Annotated in this window: 17 protein-coding genes; 9 read left to right on the forward strand and 8 right to left on the reverse strand. The window is 60.5% G+C overall.

The features are described from left to right. Positions 1–3 precede the first annotated feature (3 nt). From P9217_RS27450 to P9217_RS27470, 5 genes are read left to right on the forward strand one after another with little or no spacing between them, the layout of a single operon-like run. On the forward strand, positions 4–921 hold the full coding sequence (locus tag P9217_RS27450) for an ABC transporter permease (RefSeq protein WP_278055573.1): 918 nt from the start codon (positions 4–6) through the stop codon (positions 919–921). Continuing rightward, entirely contained in the window at positions 918–1,802 is an 885-nt protein-coding gene (locus P9217_RS27455) for an ABC transporter permease (RefSeq protein ID WP_278055574.1), read from the forward strand. The genes P9217_RS27450 and P9217_RS27455 overlap by 4 nt, the downstream gene beginning before the upstream one ends. Continuing rightward, positions 1,802–3,466 carry an ABC transporter ATP-binding protein gene (locus P9217_RS27460; protein WP_278055575.1) on the forward strand — a complete coding sequence of 555 codons (1,665 nt, stop codon included), beginning with the start codon at positions 1,802–1,804 and terminating at the stop codon, positions 3,464–3,466. The genes P9217_RS27455 and P9217_RS27460 overlap by 1 nt, the downstream gene beginning before the upstream one ends. Before the next feature lie 50 nt (positions 3,467–3,516). After that, positions 3,517–4,914, forward strand: coding sequence for a M20 family metallopeptidase (locus P9217_RS27465; protein WP_278055576.1), 1,398 nt, complete (start codon positions 3,517–3,519; stop codon positions 4,912–4,914). Next, positions 4,911–6,512, forward strand: coding sequence for a gamma-glutamyltransferase family protein (locus P9217_RS27470; protein ID WP_278055577.1), 1,602 nt, complete (start codon positions 4,911–4,913; stop codon positions 6,510–6,512). The genes P9217_RS27465 and P9217_RS27470 overlap by 4 nt, the downstream gene beginning before the upstream one ends. A gap of 194 nt (positions 6,513–6,706) precedes the next feature. On the opposite strand, the gene P9217_RS27475 is transcribed toward P9217_RS27470, so the two are convergent. The 8 genes from P9217_RS27475 to P9217_RS27510 form a co-directional block, all read right to left on the reverse strand. Beyond that, positions 6,707–7,447, reverse strand: coding sequence for an amino acid ABC transporter ATP-binding protein (locus tag P9217_RS27475; RefSeq protein ID WP_278055579.1), 741 nt, complete (start codon positions 7,445–7,447; stop codon positions 6,707–6,709). A 43-nt stretch (positions 7,448–7,490) separates the two neighbouring features. Beyond that, on the reverse strand, positions 7,491–8,333 hold the full coding sequence (locus P9217_RS27480; RefSeq protein WP_278055580.1) for a transporter substrate-binding domain-containing protein: 843 nt from the start codon (positions 8,331–8,333) through the stop codon (positions 7,491–7,493). A gap of 66 nt (positions 8,334–8,399) precedes the next feature. Next, the gene (locus P9217_RS27485) at positions 8,400–9,050 is read right to left on the reverse strand and encodes an amino acid ABC transporter permease (protein ID WP_278055582.1); all 651 of its coding nucleotides are present in this window, start codon (positions 9,048–9,050) and stop codon (positions 8,400–8,402) included. Between the two features lie 12 nt (positions 9,051–9,062). Then, on the reverse strand, positions 9,063–9,731 hold the full coding sequence (locus tag P9217_RS27490) for an amino acid ABC transporter permease (protein WP_278055584.1): 669 nt from the start codon (positions 9,729–9,731) through the stop codon (positions 9,063–9,065). 55 nt (positions 9,732–9,786) lie between these two features. Beyond that, positions 9,787–10,257, reverse strand: a complete 471-nt coding sequence (locus P9217_RS27495) for a RidA family protein (protein WP_278055586.1) — start codon at positions 10,255–10,257, stop codon at positions 9,787–9,789. Between the two features lie 35 nt (positions 10,258–10,292). Next, entirely contained in the window at positions 10,293–11,609 is a 1,317-nt protein-coding gene (locus P9217_RS27500; protein ID WP_278055587.1) for an alanine racemase, read from the reverse strand. A gap of 9 nt (positions 11,610–11,618) precedes the next feature. Beyond that, entirely contained in the window at positions 11,619–13,262 is a 1,644-nt protein-coding gene (locus tag P9217_RS27505; RefSeq protein ID WP_278055588.1) for a hydantoinase B/oxoprolinase family protein, read from the reverse strand. A 13-nt stretch (positions 13,263–13,275) separates the two neighbouring features. Then, on the reverse strand, positions 13,276–15,357 hold the full coding sequence (locus P9217_RS27510) for a hydantoinase/oxoprolinase family protein (protein WP_278055590.1): 2,082 nt from the start codon (positions 15,355–15,357) through the stop codon (positions 13,276–13,278). A 202-nt stretch (positions 15,358–15,559) separates the two neighbouring features. On the opposite strand from P9217_RS27510, the gene P9217_RS27515 reads away from it, so the two are divergent. From P9217_RS27515 to P9217_RS27530, 4 genes are read left to right on the forward strand one after another with little or no spacing between them, the layout of a single operon-like run. After that, positions 15,560–16,420, forward strand: a complete 861-nt coding sequence (locus tag P9217_RS27515; protein WP_278055591.1) for a FadR/GntR family transcriptional regulator — start codon at positions 15,560–15,562, stop codon at positions 16,418–16,420. A gap of 44 nt (positions 16,421–16,464) precedes the next feature. Next, positions 16,465–17,394 (forward strand): 5-dehydro-4-deoxyglucarate dehydratase, encoded by a 930-nt coding sequence (gene kdgD / locus P9217_RS27520; RefSeq protein ID WP_278055592.1) that lies wholly within the window; start codon positions 16,465–16,467, stop codon positions 17,392–17,394. 58 nt (positions 17,395–17,452) lie between these two features. Beyond that, positions 17,453–18,643: an N-methyl-L-tryptophan oxidase gene (gene solA, locus P9217_RS27525; protein ID WP_278055593.1), complete on the forward strand. Its 1,191-nt coding sequence runs from the start codon at positions 17,453–17,455 to the stop codon at positions 18,641–18,643. Between the two features lie 13 nt (positions 18,644–18,656). Continuing rightward, entirely contained in the window at positions 18,657–19,667 is a 1,011-nt protein-coding gene (locus P9217_RS27530) for a threonine/serine dehydratase (protein ID WP_278055594.1), read from the forward strand. Positions 19,668–19,679: the final 12 nt, after the last annotated feature.

Genomic DNA, 19,679 nt, shown 5'->3' on the forward strand with positions numbered 1-19,679 from the left:
CACATGACAAGGTTTATAGTCGGCAGACTGACCATGGCGTTCTTTGTCGCGATAACGGTGTCTGCCATCACCTTCCTCATGCTCAATTTCTCAGGGGATCCCGCGATTGCGATCGCCGGCGAGGGTGCGAGTGCAGACAACATCGCGCAAATCAGAGTTCAGTACGGTTTCGACCGCCCGGTGGTCGTTCAATATTTCGATTGGCTCGGCCGCGCGATGACAGGCGATCTCGGCTACAGCTATTATTTCAAGCTGCCTGTCAGCCAGCTCTTGGCCCAACATCTTGGGGTCACGATGCTACTGGGGTTGCTGAGCATCACATTCGCGCTCATCCTATCGCTTCCGCTCGGAATCGTTGCCGCGGTCAAGCCGAATTCCTTCTTCGATCGGCTGTCTCTTTTCCTCGCTGTGGTAGGGCAGGCAATCCCCAGTTTCTGGTTCGGTCTTATTCTGATCGTAGTTTTCGCCATCAAACTGCGTTGGCTTCCCGCATCCGGCGCCTCATCGTGGAAAAGCTTCGTGATGCCGACCGTCGTGCTGGGCTACTATGCAACACCAGCGTTGATGCGGCTGACGCGCGCCGGCATGCTGGAGGTGCTGACCTCGGACTACATACGCACGGCGAGGGCCAAGGGTTTGTCGTCGCGAAAAATTCTCTTCAAGCACGCCTTGCGCAACGCCGTGATACCGGTGGTGAGCCTCGCTGCCGTTCAGATGGGTTTTATGCTTGGCGGCTCCATCATCGTCGAGTCGGTGTTCGCACTGCAAGGGGCGGGTCTCCTAGCCTGGCAATCAATCGCTCGTAACGACATACCGACCATGCAGGCGCTCATTCTCGTGTTCTCCATGTTTTACATCGTGTTCACGCTGGTTGCCGACCTACTCAATGCATGGCTGGATCCGAGGCTTCGAAAGGCATGACCATACCAGCCGAGACAGTTGCCGTTCCGTCGCCGCGACGACTGATGGTGGTTCGCGCCTTACACCATCCCGGGTTTCTCTTGTCGGGGGCTATCCTCCTGACGCTGGTCATTCTTGCGATCAGCGCACCCCTGATTGCCCCGCACGATGCATACTTACAGAACCTTGTTATGCGATTACGGCCTCCGGTTTTCCTCGGTGGTTCGTGGGACCATCCGCTTGGCACTGACGCACTCGGTCGAGATTATTTTTCGCGCCTGTTGTACGGTGCCGGCGTCTCGCTGATGATCGGTTTTACGGCTGCCTCGGTATCAACGCTGATCGGCACGACGCTCGGAATTCTTGCCGGCTATTTTGGCGGGCGCGTCGATGCTGTTGTGCGCTTTATCATCAATGTGAGACTCGCACTCCCGGTGGTGCTTGTCTCACTCGCAATCGTATCGCTTTTCGGCGGCTCCCTGTTCGTCATTACAACCGTGCTCGGTCTGCTTTTGTGGGATCGTGCCGCAGTAGTTATCCGCAGCGCGACGATGCAGGTCAGAAATCACGAATATATCGCTGCTGCCGAGGTCCTCGGCGCCCCCCTGCCCCGCATCTTGATCAAGGACATCCTTCCCAATATCGCCAACGCCCTGATCGTCATCTGCACCATCGAAATGGCTCATGCGATAATCCTGGAGTCAGCATTGTCGTTCTTGGGGCTGGGGGTGCAGCCGCCAACGCCGTCTTGGGGCCTCATGATCTCGGAGGGCAAGGAAATGCTGCTTTTCAACAGTTGGCTCATCGCTATTCCGGGTGCAGCGCTCTTCGTCCTTGTGCTTGCCATCAACATGTTCGGCGATGGTATTCGCGACCTCACGACGCCTGAGGGCAGAAACTAATGGACGAGCAGACTTCACCTGTTCTGTCGATCCGCAATTTGAGTATCGCATTGCCGCGAGGAGGGGATCGTTTCTACGCGGTCGAGTCATTCAGCCTCGACGTTCGTCCCCGGGAAATTGTCTGCATTGTGGGTGAGAGTGGTTCTGGAAAGTCCATGACGAGCTTCGCGACGATGGGCCTTCTACCAAAGGCGCTCGCGCCGACGTCTGGCAAAATTCTTCTCGGCGAGGTCGACCTTCTGACCTTAAAAGAGCGCGAGCTAGCCAAGCTACGTGGTAACCGGATTGCCATGATCTTCCAGGAGCCGATGACCGCCCTCAATCCCTGCTTTAGTGTGGGCGATCAGGTTTCTGAGGTGTTCCAGCAGCACACCCAACTCGCAAGCGCCGAAAGAAGGGCACGCACGCTCGCCTTGTTTGCGGAGGTGAAACTTCCCGACCCGGAGCGGATATATGGTAGGTACCCCCATCAGCTTTCCGGGGGGCAGCGGCAGCGCATTGTCATAGCGATGGCACTGGCCCTTGATCCGACAGTCCTGATCGCCGACGAACCTACCACGGCTTTGGACGTTACGACCCAGGCGCAAATCCTCCACCTCTTCAAGGACCTTAAGAGCCGTCATGGCGCTGGTATCGTATTTGTGACGCACGACTTTGATGTGGTCGCGGAAATCGCCGACAGGGTTGTGGTCATGCAACACGGCAAGATTGTCGAGCAAGGTGCGGCCGATGAAGTCCTGAACCGACCGACACATGCCTATACACGGCAGCTCATTTCCGCCGTCCCGCGTCGAACAAAAGAAGGCGCTTCGTTTGAGAACAACCTTCCCGTCGCGATGAGGGTGACCGGGATCGTGAAAAGCTTCCACACCGCAGCCACCCTTTTCGGGAAGTCGTCTTCCATAGCGGCCGTCCGCGATGTCGGTTTCGAGGTCAAGAAAGGCGAAACGCTTGGCATCGTCGGAGAAAGCGGCTCCGGCAAATCGACACTTGTACGTTGCCTGATGCGGCTAACCGATCCTGATACCGGCGAGGTGATCGTTGACGGCGCAAACCTTATGGCGCTTTCGAAGAAAGGACTGCGCAGCCGCCGCAAAGATATTCAGATCGTTTTCCAGGACCCGTATGGCTCGCTTAATCCACGCCGTACGATATGCGACCAGCTCATTGAAGGACCGACCAATTTCGGGGTCTCGAAAAAGACTGCGATCGAACGTGCGCGGGAATTGCTTCGGATTGTGCGTCTCAGTCAGGACGCGCTCACCCGCTATCCTCCACAATTCTCCGGTGGACAGCGACAGCGCATCTCTATCGCAAGAGCGTTGATGGTGGAGCCGAAGATCCTGATCGCGGACGAAGCCGTTTCCGCTCTCGACGTTTCGGTTCAGCGCGACGTGCTCAATCTCCTTCAGGAGATCAAACAGAAAATGGGACTCACGATGATTTTCATCACTCATGATCTGCGGGTAGCTGCGCAGGTCTCTGACCAGCTTATCGTCATGAACAAGGGAGAGGTTGTCGAGCGGGGAAAGGTGGAAACGGTGCTCGGAAAACCTCAACATCCTTACACGAAGGAGCTTTTGGCAGCCATGCCGGGGCAAGGTTGGGAGGTTCCGAAGTTCGACGAACAAACAACGCTCGAGATTGGCTTCGCTGCACCTTGACGGCCATGATTGCCCCATGACGACCAGATAGAATTTCGCAGGATCCCAATATGACCTATTCGTTCGATCAAGGAGGCCGCGATCAGGCGATCGCTAAAAGTGACTATTATTTCCTCAATAGATTCAATGACGATCTTGCCAGTCTTGTTGCCGTTAGAAGCGAAAGCCAAGATCCTGCCTTCGCGGGAGAGTTGCGTCGCTACCTTGTTGAAATGATCGTCCCACTGGTTGATCAATGCGGTTTCACCACGTCGATGGAAGCGACGGCGGACGGCTCTCCCATTTTGCTAGCGAGCCGGATCGAAAACCCCGAGTTCGGTACGATCCTGATCTACGGTCACGGCGATGTCTGCGCACCCGACACGCGGTCCTGGCGAGAGGGTCTCGATCCCTATCTCCTAACGGTCGAGGGGGACCGCATCTACGGTAGAGGCTCCGCCGACAACAAGGCACAGCATCTGATCAATCTGAAGGCCCTATTTGCTGTCTTACAGCAAAAAGGAAGTCTCGGCTTCAACGTCAAGTTGGTGATGGAGACCTCGGAGGAGATAGGGTCTCCTGGACTGCGAGAATTCTTCACGGCTAATGCAGACCGACTTTCGGCGGACGTCCTGATCGCTTCTGATGGTCCTCGCCTCCGCAGCAATGTTCCGACCATGTTCTTGGGATCACGCGCAGCCTTCAATTTCGATTTGCGGGTTAACCTGCGCGAGCGCGCCTACCATTCGGGAAACTTTGGAGGATTGCTCGCCGACCCTGCAATTATCCTGGCCCATGCAATTTCCAGCATCGCGGATGCGCGCGGGCAGATTAGAATTTCGGAATGGCGGCCGAAGAGCTTGACCGACGACTTCCGCGCATCGATCGCCTCGCTGCCACTCCCAGAAGGCGGCCCTGATGTTGACCATAGCTGGGGCGAGCAAGGCCTTACACCGATTGAAAGGGCGTTTGGATGGAACAGCTTTGCTGTGCTGAGCATGCTTTCGGGCAGCCCCGCTTCGCCACAGAATGCCATTGCCGGAAGCGCGGTCGCCACCTGCCAACTTCGATACGTGGTAGGAACCGACCCCGCCGAAATCCTGCCGGCACTACGGCGCCACCTGGACGACAATGGCTACGAGGCGGTCCAAGTCGTTGGGCGGCGCGAAGACGCGGTTCCCGCCACTCGTTTCCCATTAAACCATCCTTGGGTGGAATTTGTCGCCGATTCAATTGCCGCATCCAGTGGAATGAGGCCAGACATTCTACCAAATCTTGCGGGGTCGCTCCCCAATGATGCCTTTACCGAGATACTCAACCTGCCGACGATTTGGATTCCGCATAGTTATGCCGGCTGCTGCCAGCATGCCCCGAACGAACATGTCCTTGGAACACTCGTGCGCGATGCGTTGCGAAACATGACCGGTCTTTTTTGGGATATTGGCGAGCGTCGAGGGAAAGTACGGTGAATTCAGTCCGCACCTGGCGGCCCCTTATCATGGGGAACGCCGCCGTGGCCACAAACCATCCTGCCGCAACCCAAGTCGGACTGGATGTTCTGAAGTCCGGAGGAAACGCGGTTGATGCGGCCTTCGCGGTAGCTCTGAGCCTTGGCGTTGCCGAACCCTTCATGTCAGGCATCGGTGGCGATGGCTTCTATCATGTCCACGACGGGCAGGGATATGTCTACGAAGGGGTGGGATGTGCTCCGCTAGCAGCTCGAGCCGATGCTTATCCGCGGGGTTTGCCGGAAAATGGCCCCATGTCGATTTCCGCGCCGGGAAGCGTTGCAGCGCTTTTCGCCATGCACACAAATCACGGCCGTAAGTCTGTCAAGGAGCTTGCCGCGCCAGCCGTCCAACTCGCGCGGCGCGGTGTGCCCGTTGGCCACACCTACCGAAGATCAGCAAGCACAGACGCATGGCGTTTCGAAACGGCAGGCTCTGCCTCGTCGCGGTATCTGCTGAACGGGGGAGTGCCGGACATTGGCATGCGGATTATGAACCCGCGCCTGGCGGAAACCTTGGAAGCGCTTGCGGAAGAAGGCCTTGAGAGTTTCTATCGCGGACGCTTGGCGAGGGCTATTGCCCAGGACCTGCATGCCTTGGGTTCGCTAGTGACACGGGACGATCTGGCCGCCGTAGAATCCTGCACACGTGAGTCGATCAAAGGTCGCTACCGTGGGTATGAAATCCTACAGACGCCATCCGTTTCGACAGGCTTTGCCCTGTTGCAACAATTGGCGATGCTCGACCTTTGTGATGTGTCGGTAGCGCGCGATGATCCAGCCACGCTTATCCATCTGATGGTGGAGATTAAAAAGTTGGCATTCCTGGACCGGGAAAGGTACGCTGGCGACCCCCGCTACATAGATTTCGATCCCGGTCATTTGCTGGACCAGAACCGGCTTGGTGACCTTGTATCTCAGATCGACCTGCATGTGGCGACCGATCGGCCGATCGCGGAGCCAGAGAAACCAGCCGAAACGACTTACTTCTGCATTGCCGATCGAGAGGGGCAGGTGGTGTCGGCTATTCAAAGCCTCAACGCGACATTTGGATCGGGCGTCATGCTTCCTCAGACGGGTATCTTGATGAACAATCGGATGTGCTGCTGGCACTTGGCTAGCGGGCACCCCAATGCACTCGTCCCAGGCAAAAAGGTTCGCCACACAATGAATGCTCCTATCCTTCTGAAGGATGGCCAGGTGAGAGGAGTGCTCGGCACACCGGGTGCCGACAACCAAGTTCAGGTGAATTTCCAAGCCATAGTTGGGCTTATTGATCTCGGCTTGGATCCTCAGACAGTGGCCGAGGCGCCGCGGTGGTCAAGTGATCAGTGTGGGCAAGGCGCAAACTGGCCCCATGCTGGCCAGAACACCCTGACAGTTGAAAATCAGATGCCTGAAGGGGTCAAGGACGATCTAAAAAGCCGCGGCCATACCTTAAAAACAGTCGGCACACTTGAAGGTCCTTGTAGTCTGGAGATCATCAAGATCCAGGACAACGGATTGAAAATCGCTGGAAGTGATCCGCGACGCGATGGCTGGGCTGCGGCTTTTGATTGATTTGCGCGGATCGCGTTACGGCTGTTTCGTTTTTGCCCCTTGAAGTCCCAGCACAAAGTGTCGATGTCACTCGACGGCACCGGGACCTCTGTGGGAATGCACGAGTCCTTCGTCCTGCGCGACGGCACCCCTTCCACCCGGGTGGCTCTTCAGACCTGCCCTGACTGGGGACAGAAGCAGCCCACGGGATCCGATCAGTGGTTCAGGATTTGTCCGAGGAAAGCCTTGGCCCGGGGATGCTGCGGATTGGAGAAGAACTCGTTAGGGGGAGCGCTCTCGATTATCTGGCCGCCATCCATGAAGATCACCCTGTGAGCCACCGCGCGGGCGAACCCCATCTCATGGGTGACGCAGATCATCGTGATGCCGTCTTCGGCCAGCGATATCATGGTGTCGAGAACCTCCTTCACCATCTCCGGATCGAGGGCCGAAGTCGGCTCGTCGAACAGCATGACCTTCGGACCCATGCACAGTGCCCGGGCGATCGCGACGCGTTGCTGTTGCCCGCCCGAGAGCTGGGCGGGGTACTTGTTGGCCTGCTCGGCGATGTGGACGCGATCCAAGAGCCGCATGGCGACTTCACGGGCTTCCTTGTCACCCATGTGTTTGACGCGTTTCGGCGCCAGCATGCAATTCTCGACGACGGTCATGTGCGGGAAGAGGTTAAACTGCTGGAAGACCATGCCGACGTCCTTGCGGATGTGATCGGCATTGCTCCCCTTGGAACCGAGTGCCGTTCCGTTGACGGTTATGCGCCCGCCCTGCGTCACCTCGAGGTAGTTGATGCAGCGGATCAGCGTCGACTTGCCGGACCCGGAAGGGCCGCACAGAACGATATGCTCGCCCGGCGACACCTCCAGGTTGACTTTCTTGAGGACGTGCAGAGGCCCGTACCATTTGTCGACGTCGACCATTTCGATTGTCTTGTCAGTCATTGTCGTGGTTCCCTTTTTTGGTACGGGCCTCGCCTAGGCCAGCTTACTTCGCGGTAAAGGTGATGCCATCCATCGTGGCCGGCATGTCGGGGAACTTGGTCCCGAAGTGGTCCTGGTAGAGCTTGTCCAGGGTCCCGTCCTTCTTGATCTTATCCCAGAACTGGCCGGCCCACTCGCCGAGCTCCTTGGACTGCGGGCTCACCGCGATGCCCTCATACTCGGTCGACAGGACGATCTTCTGGGCATATTTGCCGGGCGCGGCCTTCTCGACGCCGCCGAACTGATGGCTGTAGCTGCCGAGATATTCGACCTGCCCTGACAATAGCGCCTGCACCGCAGAGGAGGCGTCATCGAACTTCTGCACATTGGCGTCCTTGGGGGCCGCGTCGGAGACGGCCTTGTCCATGGAACTGCCCTTCTCGACAGCGATCGAATGGCCCGACAGTTCCTCGACTTTCGAAAGCGGACTGTCCTTCGGCCCGTAGATCGCGGCGTTGATCGATGCGTAGGGGGCCACATACTGGACGACCTTTGCCCGATCCGGGTAGACGCCCATCACGCAGATGAGCATGTCCACTTTGCCGGTCAGAAGCTGCGGAATGCGGTTGGCGCTGGTGATCGGCACGTAAGCGACTTTGACACCCAGTTCTTTCGCCATCAGCTTGGTGATGTCGATGTCATAGCCCTCGTTCTCGCCGTTTGCGTTGATGAAGCTGAACGGCGGCTGATCGGTGACGATGCCGAAGGTGATGGTGCCCTTCTGCTTGATCTCGTCGACGGTCGCGGCATTCGCGTGGCGAACGCCGGCGGACCACGCAATCGACGCGCTCAGCGCCAGCGTTGCGGCAAGGAAGCTGCGACGCCCCAGTTTCTGCAAATTTCTCATGATGTTCTCCTCTGATTGCACTATCGGCTTGGTTGAGTGGTCAGCGTGCCGATGCCGCTGATGGGATTACGCCCCCATGGACATTCTCTTCTCGAGACGGTCGCTAAGGACGGAAAGGGGCCAGCACAGCGCGAAGTACATCGCGCCGACCAGTCCAAAGACGATCAATGGCTGGAAGGTGTTGTTGGAGATGATCTGCCCGGCGCGGGTCAGTTCCGTGAAGCCGACGATCGCGACAAGCGAGGTTCCCTTGATCAGGCCGACGAGGAAGCCCACGGTCGCCGGCAGCGATATCCTGAAAGCCTGCGGTAGGACGATATCGAGCATGCGGTGGCGGTAGGACAATCCGAGCGCGCGCGCGGCCTCGGTCTGACCGCGCGGAACCGCTTCGATGCCGCCGCGCCAGATCTCGCCCAAAAACGCGCTGGCATGCGCCGTCAGGCCTATTGCCGCCGCAACCCAGGCATTGACGTCGAGCCCCACCAGGGCGACGCCGTAGTAGATCACGAACAGCTGCATCAGCAGCGGCGTGCCCTGGAACAGCTCGATATAGAGATAACTGATGGTGCGCAGGACCTTGGACGGGCTGGTGCGCAGCAAGGCGACGATCAGTCCCACCACTCCGCCGCCGGCGAAGGCGATCGCCGACAGGAGTATGGTCCACTTGAGACCTTCCAGCAGGATCCAGATGTCGTTGGGTGTGATTTCTCTGACCATCGCGCGCCCCCATCACTTCGTCGGGTAGGAGAAATAGACGCGGCCGAAGATGCGCAGCAGCGACGACATCCAGAGCGACAGGACGAGGTAGATCCCGGTCACGACGAAATAGACCTCGAAACTGCGGAACGACTGGGCCTCGATCATCTGCGCCGAGTAGGTGAGCTCGGGAGCGGAGATCGAAGCGACGACGCTGGACGTCAGCATCATCAGGACGAACTGGCTACACAGCCCCGGATAGACCGAGCGGACCGACGGCTTCAGGATGATGTCGAAGAATATCTGCCGGCGATTGAGGCCGAGCGCCTTGCCAGCCTCGATCTGGCCCTTCGGCAGGCTGTCGACGCCACCGCGAAGGATCTCGGCGATGTAGGCGGCGGTGTTGATCGTCAGCGCCAAGATGGCGGCCGTGGTCACCGACAACCTCAGGCCGATCGAGGGCAGGCCGAAGAAGATGAAGAAGAGCTGCACCAGGAACGGCGTGTTCCTGATGATCTCGATGAAGGTCTTGGCGGTGAGCCTGACAGGCTTGATCTCGCTGCGCCTTGCTACCATCACGGCAATGCCGAGGACCAGCGCGAGCAGCCCGGAGATCGCCGTGTAATAGAGCGCCCTCAGCGTGCCATTCAACAGCAGCGGCCACTGTTCCCAGACGACTGAGAAATCAAACTGGTATCCCATTGTGGCCATCCCCTATGTGTTCAGTTTTGTTGGCCGTTGACATCGAAATTGGCGGCTAGTCGAGGATCGCAAAGTCGGCGTCGACCTCCACGGCCACGCCCTGCGGCAGCGAGCCCACGCCGATGGCCGTCCTTGTGTGGCGACCCTTGTCTCCGAAGATTTCCACCAGCAGATCGGAGGCGCCGTTCATGACTGCGGCATGCGCCTTGAAGTCGGGAACGGCGTTGACGAAGCCGCGAACGCGAAGGCAGCCGGCGACGCGATCGAGATCGCCACCCAGCGCCGCCTTGAGCTGAGCCACCATGTTCAGCGCGCAGAGGCGCGCCGCGTCCTTGGCATCTTCGAGCGAGATGGTGTCGCCGACTTTGCCGACATACTGCGCTTGCCCGTCAAGCTTCGGAATCTGCCCGGACACATAAAGGGTCGATGCCATCTGCCTTGTCGGCACATAGTTGGCGGTTGGGGCGGTGACCTCCGGGACTTCCAGTCCCAGATCCTTGAGCCGTTCGTCGATCGTCTGTGTCATCTGTGCAATCCCATAGGAACCTTGGCCCCGGCCTTTCAGCCGAAGAAGGTCCGCATCGCCGCGGTCACGCGGCCTGTTTCGTCCAGTCCATAAATCAAGTCGTGCTTGTCGATGGTCGTGCACGGATGCCGCACCCCGACTTCGACGACGTCGCCGATCTGGAACGCGCCTTCCCCGGCGCGGATGAAGGCATGCTGGTCGTTCAGCTTGACCAAGGTCGCGCTTGCCGCGATGTCGGCTATCCTTGCGCCGTCGCGCCAAAGTGCGAGCGGAACCGGCAAGCCCTGATCGTGCGCCACATCGCGCAGGCCAAAACCGCAGATGGCGGTCCCACCGTTGCAAACCGAAAGCACCTCCGCCCAAAGCCGCAACGCGGGCTTGAACGAGGCCGCGATCTTCTCGCTGAGGTCCAGCCCGAGCATCCCGCGTGCAGCCATGGCGCGAAGGCGGTCGCGGATCGGTCCATGATCGCTGAAGAAGCACGCGCCGCTCCTCAAGAGCAAGAAGGCGTTGCCGTCCTCCTGGACGATAGGCGCGCAGTCGACGATCACATGGTCGAAGAGGCTGGAGCCACCCATCGAAAGAACGAGCCTGGTGGCTGGCCCGACATGCTTGCGCACGGACGCCAGCGCCGACCTTACGCGGGCGAAGAGATCGTCGAGGTTCGCCCGAAGCTGCTCCTCGTCGGCTGTGTTCGCGGTGCCTTCATAAGCGGCAATACCCGCGAGTTGCAGCCGGGGCTCCGCCGCAGCGGCGATCGCGTCGATGATCTCACTGACCTGGCGATCGGACGTCACCCCGCCGCGGCCGCATCCGACTTCGATCAGCAGATTCAGGGCCGGCAGATCCGGCGCGGCCTTCCATTCCAGTCCAAGCTTGTCGACCAGCTCTGGCGCATCGACGAACAGATAGACCTCGGCACCGTTGTAGCCACTCAGCAAGGCCGCCAGCCGCTTGGCTGCATGCGCGCCGCCGATCTCGTTGGCAATGAGAACCCTGCCGATGCCATTACCTAGCATGACCTCGGCCTGGCGGAGATCGGCGACGGATGTCCCCCACGCGCCGCTCGCTATCAGATCGCGCGCCAGGACCGGCGACATCGGCGTTTTGGCATGCGGCGCGATCTCGCACGACACGGTCCGGCAAATATCGAGCATGGTCGCCTTGTTATCGGCATAGGTCTTGAGATCGAGCGACAGGAGCGGAAGGCTCATCCGGCCATCGGCGGGATGCCAGTCCCGCGCCGCGATCGACGAGGCGGGCAGCCAGCGGGTGCCCGGCGGCACGCCGCGAAAGGTGGCGGCCAATTCAAAGCCACCCATTTCCGTGGCGATCTCATCTATGCCAGCCATTGCCTGATCTCAATCTTTGACGACGTACTCGTCGAGCAGGTCGCTCTCGACAGTTGCCCCGGGTCGCAGTTCGGGCGCGCCATAGCCACCGCCTCCTGGAAGTTCGATGACCAGCCTTCGTCCGGCGGGCACGAACTGGCGGCCTTTGGCGCGCAGCTTGGTGCCATCGTTGAGATAGGCGCGGCCTGCCAGACCGTCCTGTCCTCCTTCGCGACCGCGCGGAGCGTTGTCGACGCGATCGAACATGGCATTGAAATGGAACTCGTGCCCTTCAGTCGCCGCGATCTCGACGACCTGACCCAGGCCTCCGCGCTGGCGGCCGGCGCCGCCGGACCCGTTGCGAAGCTCCTTGCGCCAGACGATGATCGGACCGACGTGCTCCGTTGCTTCCACCGACATGCTGTGGACGCCACTGGGGAATGCCGTGGCATTGAGGCCATCAAGGGTCGGCCTTGCGCCGCTGCCGCCGGAATTGAACATCAGGATTTCGCTGCGATGCAGCGAGATGCCGTCGGCAGCCCTTCCCTCGGTCGGCCTGGCGCTGAGATGGATATTCCAAAGCGCGCCAGCGCCTTCAGCCGGCACGGTATCGGGAAGCATCTTGTGCACCGCGCCAAGCACGGTGTCCGGCACGAAGTGACCGAGCACATGGCGAACCGCCACGGGAGCCGGGCGCTGCGCATTGAGAATGCAATCGGGCGGCGCCACCACCTTGAAGGGACGCAGCGACGCCGCGTTGTTCGGGATCTCCGGGGCGAGCGCAACCTTCAGGCCATAGGCGGCATAAGCTGTGGCGTAGATGAGCGGCACATTGATGCCGAGCGGGCTTGGTGGCGACGTGCCCTCGAAATCGGCCAGGATCTCGTCCGACTTCACGTCGAGCCTGACAACGAGATCGATCGGCGAGCCATAGCCGTCGACGCGCATCGCGTTGGTGTAGACCCCTGCCGGAAGCGCGGCGATCCGCTCGACCGTGGCGTTGTAGGAATTGTGGAAGATGAAGCTGGCAAGGTCCTCGATGTCGGGCAGATCGAACTCCGACAGCATCTCGATCAGCCGCCTATGGCCGATCTCGTTGCATGCGGCCAGCGAATAGAGGTCGCCAACGACCTGATCGGCCTCGCGCACATTGTTGCGCACGATGTTGATGAGGTCCTTGTTGACCACGCCGCGCTCGGCGAATTTCATGATGGGGATGAAGATCCCCTCCTCGTAGACCTCGTTGGCGTCCGGACCAAAGCCGCGCCCGCCGACATCGACGACATGCGCAGTGCAGGCAAAGAAGCCAATCAGCTCACCCTTGTGGAAGGAAGGGCTGACGACCGTGAAGTCGTGAAGGTGACCCGTCCCCTTCCAGGGATCGTTGGTGATGTAGACGTCGCCTTCAAAGAGGTTGTCGCGGCCGATCGCGGCGATGAAATGGCCGACCGCCTCGCCCATGGCATTCACATGCCCAGGCGTTCCAGTCACCGCCTGCGCGACCATCTCCCCGGCCTTATTGAAGACGCCGGCCGAGAGGTCGCTGGCTTCGCGCACGCTAGTGCTGAAGGCCGTGCGAACGAGCGTGATGGCCTGTTCCTCGACGACGGAGATGAGGCGGTTCCACATGATCTGGAGCCGCATTTCGGCGATGGCGTCACGTTTTTCCAGCATGATCTTGATCCCGTTACGCGCTTTTGGAGACGACAAGCAGGCAGCCGTCCGGCTGCACGATGGCTTCATAGGACGAGGAGATGATGGTGGTCGTCTCCCGCTCCGTGATCGCGGCGGGGCCGGAGACGAACTCACCGGCGCTCAACACGTGGCGCTCGACGATAGCGCCGGCGACGTATTTGCCTTCCCTGGCGTCGAAGATGTCGCGCTTCGTCGCGACCGGGGCGGCCTTGGCCTTTTTTGAGCGCGCGACCGGCACGGAAGAATGAAGCGGTGAGCTGGCACGCAAAGACCAGCTGATGATCTCGGCGTCGAGGCCCTCGATGGCGCGGCCGAAGTGGACGGCATACACCTCCTCGAAACGCTGGCGAAGCGCGGCGGCGTCCGCATCGGTGTATTTCCTGATTTCGATATCGACGGGGATTTCCCAGCCCTGACCGACGTAGCGGATGTAGGCCGTGCACTCCATGTCGATCTTGGCCGACGGATCTGCCGAATGAACGAAGCGCGTCGCCTCTTCCTTGAGCTCCTTCAGCACCGCATTGATTTTGCGCGCGTCAAAGCGTGCGAAGCGGATGTAGGCGCTGCGCACCGCCTCGAAGGCGATGGGGGCCCTGAGGAACCCGATCGCCGAGCCCACGCCCGCGCCCGGCGGAATGATGAGTTCCCTCATGCCGAGCTTCTCGCACAGCCGCGAGGCGTGAAGTGGAGCCGCGCCGCCGAAGGCGATCATGCTGTACTCGGCCAGTTCCTTGCCGTTCTCGACCGCATGCATTCGCGCGGCGTTGGCCATGCTCTCATCGACGATCTCGGAGACGCCGAAGGCAGCCGCCTTCTCGTCGATGCCAAGCTTCTCGCCGACGTCCTCAAGCAGCGCGTTGCGGGAATTGCCGGTGTTGAGCTTGATAGTGCCGCCGGCGAAGCTGTCGGGATCGAGCCGGCCAAGGATGAGATCGGCATCCGTCACGGTCGGACGAACGCCACCGCGGCCGTAACAGGCAGGCCCCGGTTCCGATGCGGCGCTATGGGGACCGACCCTGATCTGCTTCATGGCGTCGACGGCCGCGATCGAGCCACCGCCGGCGCCGATCTCGATCATCTCGATGACGGGTATCGAAATCGGCATGCCGCTGCCCTTCTTGAAGCGGTAGGTGCGGGCAACCTCGAACGTCTTGGCTGTTTTCGGCGTCGTGTCGTCGATCAAGCAGATCTTGGCGGTGGTCCCGCCCATGTCATAGGAAAGAACGCGATTGAGGCCATAGCGCTTAGCCACCTCGGCCGCGAAGATCGCGCCGCCGGCGGGGCCGGATTCCAGGAGACGGACTGGAAATTCGGCCGCGCTCTCGACCGTGATGATGCCACCGCCGGAGTGGATCATGAAGATCGGGCATTGCGCCCCGACCTGCCGGAGCTTGTCGACCAGGCGATTGAGATATGAAGCCATCAGAGGCTTTACATAGGCGTTGGAGCAGACGGTGTTGAAGCGCTGGAACTCGCGCATCTGCGGAGACACTTCGCACGAGAGCGACACCGAGATCGCCGGCAGCTTCTCGACCAGAATGTCGCGTATCTTACGCTCGTGCTCACCGTTGACATAGGAATGCATGAGGCCGACGGCGATGCTTTCATAGCCGCCCTTGCGGATGTCTTCGGCGAGGCTCTCGACCTGGGCGATATCCAGGGGCGTCAGGACCGCGCCGTGCGCGTCGACGCGCTCGTCGACGACGAAGCGGTCGCGCCGCGGAATAAGCGCCGGCGGCAGCACGATGTTGAGATCGTAGAGTTCGAAGCGATTTTCCGTCCGCATCTCGATGACGTCGCGAAAACCCGCCGTGGTGATAAATGCGGTTCTGGCCCCTCGCCTTTCGATCAGCGCATTGGTCGCAAGGGTCGTTCCGTGAATGATGGCTCCGATCTCGTCGAAGCCGATTCCGGCGTCGGCGAGCACCAGCTTGACGCCGTCGATGATCGCGGCCTCCGGGGCGGCATAGTTCGTCAACACCTTCGTCGAGAACATCTGCCCGCGATGTTCCATAGCCACATCGGTGAACGTGCCGCCGATATCGACACCCACCCTGGCCTTATCGCTCTTCATGTCCATACGCCCTGTTTTTGACCGGAACCGATTCCGTGTTTTTGCGATCTGAGCGCTCACTTCCCAGTTTTTTGGCCGGGACCTCTTTCGTCACCCGGTGGAGCGGCTAAGATCGGACAAAAGCTGACAGAGATATGATCTCTTGTCAACATCCTATGATCTTATTGACCGAAGTGGGGTTGAAGCTACATTATGCGCACAGATGCAACGCAGAAAGATCACAACAGATCGTATCACTGCTCGACGCTTTGCGCGTAGCGACTGCACCCGGTATGCGGGGATAGGCAACGATCATGCCACTGGAGGGCATCCTTTGAGAGCCAAACCAAAGAACTCACTTACCTTGCAGACCGAAAGAGCTCTTCGCGAGCGCATTTCGGACGATTCGATCAAGGTCGGCGACAAGCTGCCGACGGAAAAAGCTCTGGCCCTCGAATTCGGCGTGAGCCGAACGGTGATAAGGGAGGCGGTCGCAGCATTGCGGGCTGACGGTCTTCTGGAGGCCAAGCACGGCGTCGGCGTGTTTGTGTCGCAGAAGACCGGAGAAGACGCCACGCCGGCCGGAAACCTGCATTTCTCGGCCTCCATGCTGGATATTCTCGAGCTCCGCCTCGCCGTGGAGGTGCATGGGGCCGGCTTGGCTGCTGCGCGCAGATCCTGGGCCCAGGAGGCAAATATCTGGGATGCCGCCGAGCGTTTTCGCAACGCCCTGTCGAACGGCGAGCCGACCGAGGACTCTGATTGGGCCTTTCACAGAGCGATCGCCGAAGCCACCAACAATCAGGCTTTCATCGAATTTTTCGACCGGCTGGGCCTCTCCATCCTGCCCAGACGAGCGCTGGAGGGCAGCAAGCGCGGAACCCTGATCACGCCCAATTACCTGGAGAAGTCCGTAGGCGAGCACCACGCCATCTGCGAAGCCATCGGCCGCCAGGACGTCGATGGCGCCCGCGAGGCCATGAAGAGCCACATCGGCGGCAGCCAGATGCGATATCGCGCGCTGGCCCAGGCGGGAAAACCACAGGCGAGGAGCGACAAGGAGCTTGACGCGCCGTCGCAATGAGATATTATCTCCTCAATGTGGTATGATCACTGTTGAGGTGGACGATGGCTGGTAATCTGGAAAGTTTGAAGGCGACGATAGGCTCCGGCCTGCTGTCATTCCCCGTCACGCCTTTTACGGCCGATGGCGCGCAAGTCGATCTGGACAAGTTCTCCGGCCATATCGAATGGCTCTCCTCCTATCCGGCGGCGGCGCTGTTCGTGGCCGGCGGCACCGGCGAGTTTTTCTCTTTGAGTCCGGATGAAGTCGTCGAGACCGTCAGGGCGGCAAAGCAGGTTGCGGGCAAGACCCCGATCATCGCCGGTTGCGGCTACGGGACGCCGATCGCGAAGGACCTCGCGCAGCGCTGCGAGAAGGCGGGCGCCGACGCGCTCCTGCTGTTGCCCCAGTACCTAATCAACGCCGAGCAGGATGGGCTCTTCCAGCACATCAAGGCTGTCTGCGACGCGGTCTCCATCGGCGTTGTCGTCTATGCGCGCGACAACTGCATTCTCCAGCCGAAGACGCTTGCCCGGCTCGCAGATGCCTGCCCCAACCTCATCGGCTTCAAGGATGGTCACGGCGACATCGAGCTCTTGACCCGCATCTGTGTCACGCTCGGCGACCGGTTCACCTATATTGGCGGCATGCCGACGGCCGAGGTCTACGCGAAGGCCTATCTGGCGGCCGGGGTGACGACCTACTCTTCGGCGGTCTACAATTTCGTGCCAGAGCGAGCCCTTGAGTTCTACAAGGCCCTTCGCGCAGGCGACACGGCCCGCGTCGATGATCTCCTGACCCGGTTCTACTATCCGCTGATCGACCTGCGGAACCGCAAGCGTGGCTACCCGGTTTCGATCGTCAAGGCTGGCCTGCGCGTCCTCGGGCGCGACCCGGGACCGGTCAGGGCGCCGCTCACGGATCTGACCGCAACGGAGCACGATGAATTGAGGGCAATCATCAACAACGCCTTCGGCGCGCTGAAAGCAGCGTAGCCGGGCCGCGTGCGCACACCTCGAGCACGCCCCTCTCCCCCGCAGGGACACGATTGATATGGCCGCCGCTTTATCTTCGAATGACTTCGACGTCGCCGTCATAGGTCTTGGCGCGATGGGTGCGTCAACGCTCTATCAGCTCGCCAAACGCGGCGAGCGCGTCATTGGCATTGACCGGTTCGTGCCTCCGCACGCCAAGGGCTCGAGCCATGGCGGAACGCGCGTGACCAGGGAAGCGGTCGGCGAAGGTCCGGCCTACGTCCCGCTGGCGATGCGCTCGCATCAGATCATTGCCGATTTCGAAAAGGAATGGGGAAAGACTTTCCTGGTGAAGTCAGGGACGCTGATTATCGGCTCGCCCATGAGCGGCTCCACGCCGCTGCACGGCGCTGAAGACTTCCTGGCCAGCAGCATCGAGATGGCCCAGCGCTTCGGCATCGAGCACGAGGTCATGAATGCCGATCAGTTGCGCGCGCGCTATCCACAGTTCCGAGCCATAAAGGACACCGACCGCGGCTATCTCGAGCCGAATGCCGGGTACATGCTCCCGGAGGCCTTGATCGAGGCGCAGATCGCGCATGCGAAATCGGCGGGCGCCGAGGTGCTTACCGACACGATTGTGGAGAGCATCGAGCAGACCGGCGCCGGCGTCGTCGTGCGCACCAGCGCGGGCCAGGTCAGGGCAAAGCGGGCGGTTGTCGCGGCAGGAGCCTGGACCCGCGGCCTGCTCGGCACGCCATTCGACAGGATCCTGACTGTCACCCGCCAGACCATTCATTGGTATGGCGCCGACGATTTCGCGCCGTTCGGGCCCGACAAGATGCCGGTCTTCATCTGGTTCGTCACCGACAAGCTGGAAGACTATTTCACCGGCTTCCCCGTCACCGACCCCACCGAGGGCGTGAAGATGGTCGCGAGCCGTGACACGCCCGACATCGATCACGAGACGATCGGCCCGAAGGCCGAGCAATGGGAGTCGCAGGAGTTCTACGCCAACCATGTCGGGCCGAACATGATCGGTACCAGACCCGACATCGTGAACAACGCCACCTGCTTCTATACCAACACGCCCGACAACGGATTCATCATCGACAGCCATCCCGGGATGGACCGGGTCACCGTGATTTCGGCGTGCTCAGGACATGGCTTCAAGCACTCGCTTGGTATCGGCGAGGCCGTCGCGCAGCTCATTCACGACGGCAGGAGCGAAATCGACCTGTCCGCCTTCAAACTCGCTCGCTTTCTCTGAAGCGAGATCGGTCATGGCCACGGATCTTGGAGGTTGGTTCGAGCACATCCTGGCGGCGCACAGGCGCATCGCTTCCCACATTGCTCGCACCCCGCTTCTTGAAAGCGAAAGCCTCAACGCCTCGCTCGGCCTGCGCCTCGTCGTAAAGCCCGAAAGCCTGCAGAAGACCGGCTCCTTCAAGGCGCGCGGCGCCCTGAACTTCGTTCTCCAGAGCCAATCCACCGTGAACCGCGCCTTTGTCGGCTACTCATCGGGAAATCATGCGCAGGGGCTAGCCTATGCTGCTGGTGTCGTCGGCAGAAGGGCGCATGTCCTGATGCCTGCGTCAGCCCCGTCGCGCAAGGTTGAAGGCACGCTTGCCCTTGGCGCCGAGGTCGAGATCCTGCCCGATTTCTTTGCACAGCGCGACCAACGTGTCGCGCAGATGGTCGCCGACGGCGCGATCTTCGTGCCGCCCTTTGATCATCGCCATATCGTCGAAGGACAAGGTACGGTCGGCCTTGAAATCGCGCAGGATGCGACGGCGCGGGACATACCCATCGATACCCTGGTCATCGCCATAAGCGGCGGCGGCCTGCTCGCGGGAACCGCGGTCGCGGTGCGGCAGCGCTTCCCGGGCTGCCGCATCGTCGGTGTGGAGCCTGACGGATTCGACGATTTTGCCAAGTCCATGGCCGCCGGCTCACGGATATCAAATGAACCAGGTCGAAGCACCCTTTGCGACGGACTGATGTCGCCGCGGCCCGGCGAGGTGCCCTTTGCGCTGGCAAACGCAATCAAGCCGGATTTTGCAACCGTCAGCGATAGCGACGTCAGACAGGCGATCAAAGTTCTGTTCGGCCACTTCAATCTTGTCGCCGAGGCGAGCGGAGCGGCGGCTCTCGCGGCCGTGCTCAAGACCAACAATGCCTTGCGAGGCAAGACGGTGGCCGTCGTCGTCTCCGGCGGCAACGTCGATGTCGCAAACTTCGAACGGCTGCTGAGCGGCGAAAGCTCCTGCGCCGATCACGCTTTTACACAATAGGAAGGTAGACCG

Source organism: Mesorhizobium sp. WSM4989 (assembly GCF_029625795.1).
Taxonomy (GTDB): Bacteria; Pseudomonadota; Alphaproteobacteria; order Rhizobiales; family Rhizobiaceae; genus Mesorhizobium.

Excerpts from the sequence above, each read along its gene's own strand:
- P9217_RS27450 (WP_278055573.1), top strand. The coding sequence starts at position 4 with ATGACAAGGTTTATAGTCGGCAGACTGACCATGGCGTTCTTTGTCGCG.
- P9217_RS27455 (WP_278055574.1), top strand. The coding sequence starts at position 918 with ATGACCATACCAGCCGAGACAGTTGCCGTTCCGTCGCCGCGACGACTG.
- P9217_RS27460 (WP_278055575.1), top strand. The coding sequence starts at position 1,802 with ATGGACGAGCAGACTTCACCTGTTCTGTCGATCCGCAATTTGAGTATC.
- P9217_RS27465 (WP_278055576.1), top strand. The coding sequence starts at position 3,517 with ATGACCTATTCGTTCGATCAAGGAGGCCGCGATCAGGCGATCGCTAAA.
- P9217_RS27475 (WP_278055579.1), bottom strand. The coding sequence starts at position 7,447 with ATGACTGACAAGACAATCGAAATGGTCGACGTCGACAAATGGTACGGG.
- P9217_RS27480 (WP_278055580.1), bottom strand. The coding sequence starts at position 8,333 with ATGAGAAATTTGCAGAAACTGGGGCGTCGCAGCTTCCTTGCCGCAACG.
- P9217_RS27485 (WP_278055582.1), bottom strand. The coding sequence starts at position 9,050 with ATGGTCAGAGAAATCACACCCAACGACATCTGGATCCTGCTGGAAGGT.
- P9217_RS27490 (WP_278055584.1), bottom strand. The coding sequence starts at position 9,731 with ATGGGATACCAGTTTGATTTCTCAGTCGTCTGGGAACAGTGGCCGCTG.
- P9217_RS27495 (WP_278055586.1), bottom strand. The coding sequence starts at position 10,257 with ATGACACAGACGATCGACGAACGGCTCAAGGATCTGGGACTGGAAGTC.
- P9217_RS27500 (WP_278055587.1), bottom strand. The coding sequence starts at position 11,609 with ATGGCTGGCATAGATGAGATCGCCACGGAAATGGGTGGCTTTGAATTG.
- P9217_RS27505 (WP_278055588.1), bottom strand. The coding sequence starts at position 13,262 with ATGCTGGAAAAACGTGACGCCATCGCCGAAATGCGGCTCCAGATCATG.
- P9217_RS27510 (WP_278055590.1), bottom strand. The coding sequence starts at position 15,357 with ATGAAGAGCGATAAGGCCAGGGTGGGTGTCGATATCGGCGGCACGTTC.
- P9217_RS27515 (WP_278055591.1), top strand. The coding sequence starts at position 15,560 with ATGCAACGCAGAAAGATCACAACAGATCGTATCACTGCTCGACGCTTT.
- kdgD (WP_278055592.1), top strand. The coding sequence starts at position 16,465 with ATGGCTGGTAATCTGGAAAGTTTGAAGGCGACGATAGGCTCCGGCCTG.
- solA (WP_278055593.1), top strand. The coding sequence starts at position 17,453 with ATGGCCGCCGCTTTATCTTCGAATGACTTCGACGTCGCCGTCATAGGT.
- P9217_RS27530 (WP_278055594.1), top strand. The coding sequence starts at position 18,657 with ATGGCCACGGATCTTGGAGGTTGGTTCGAGCACATCCTGGCGGCGCAC.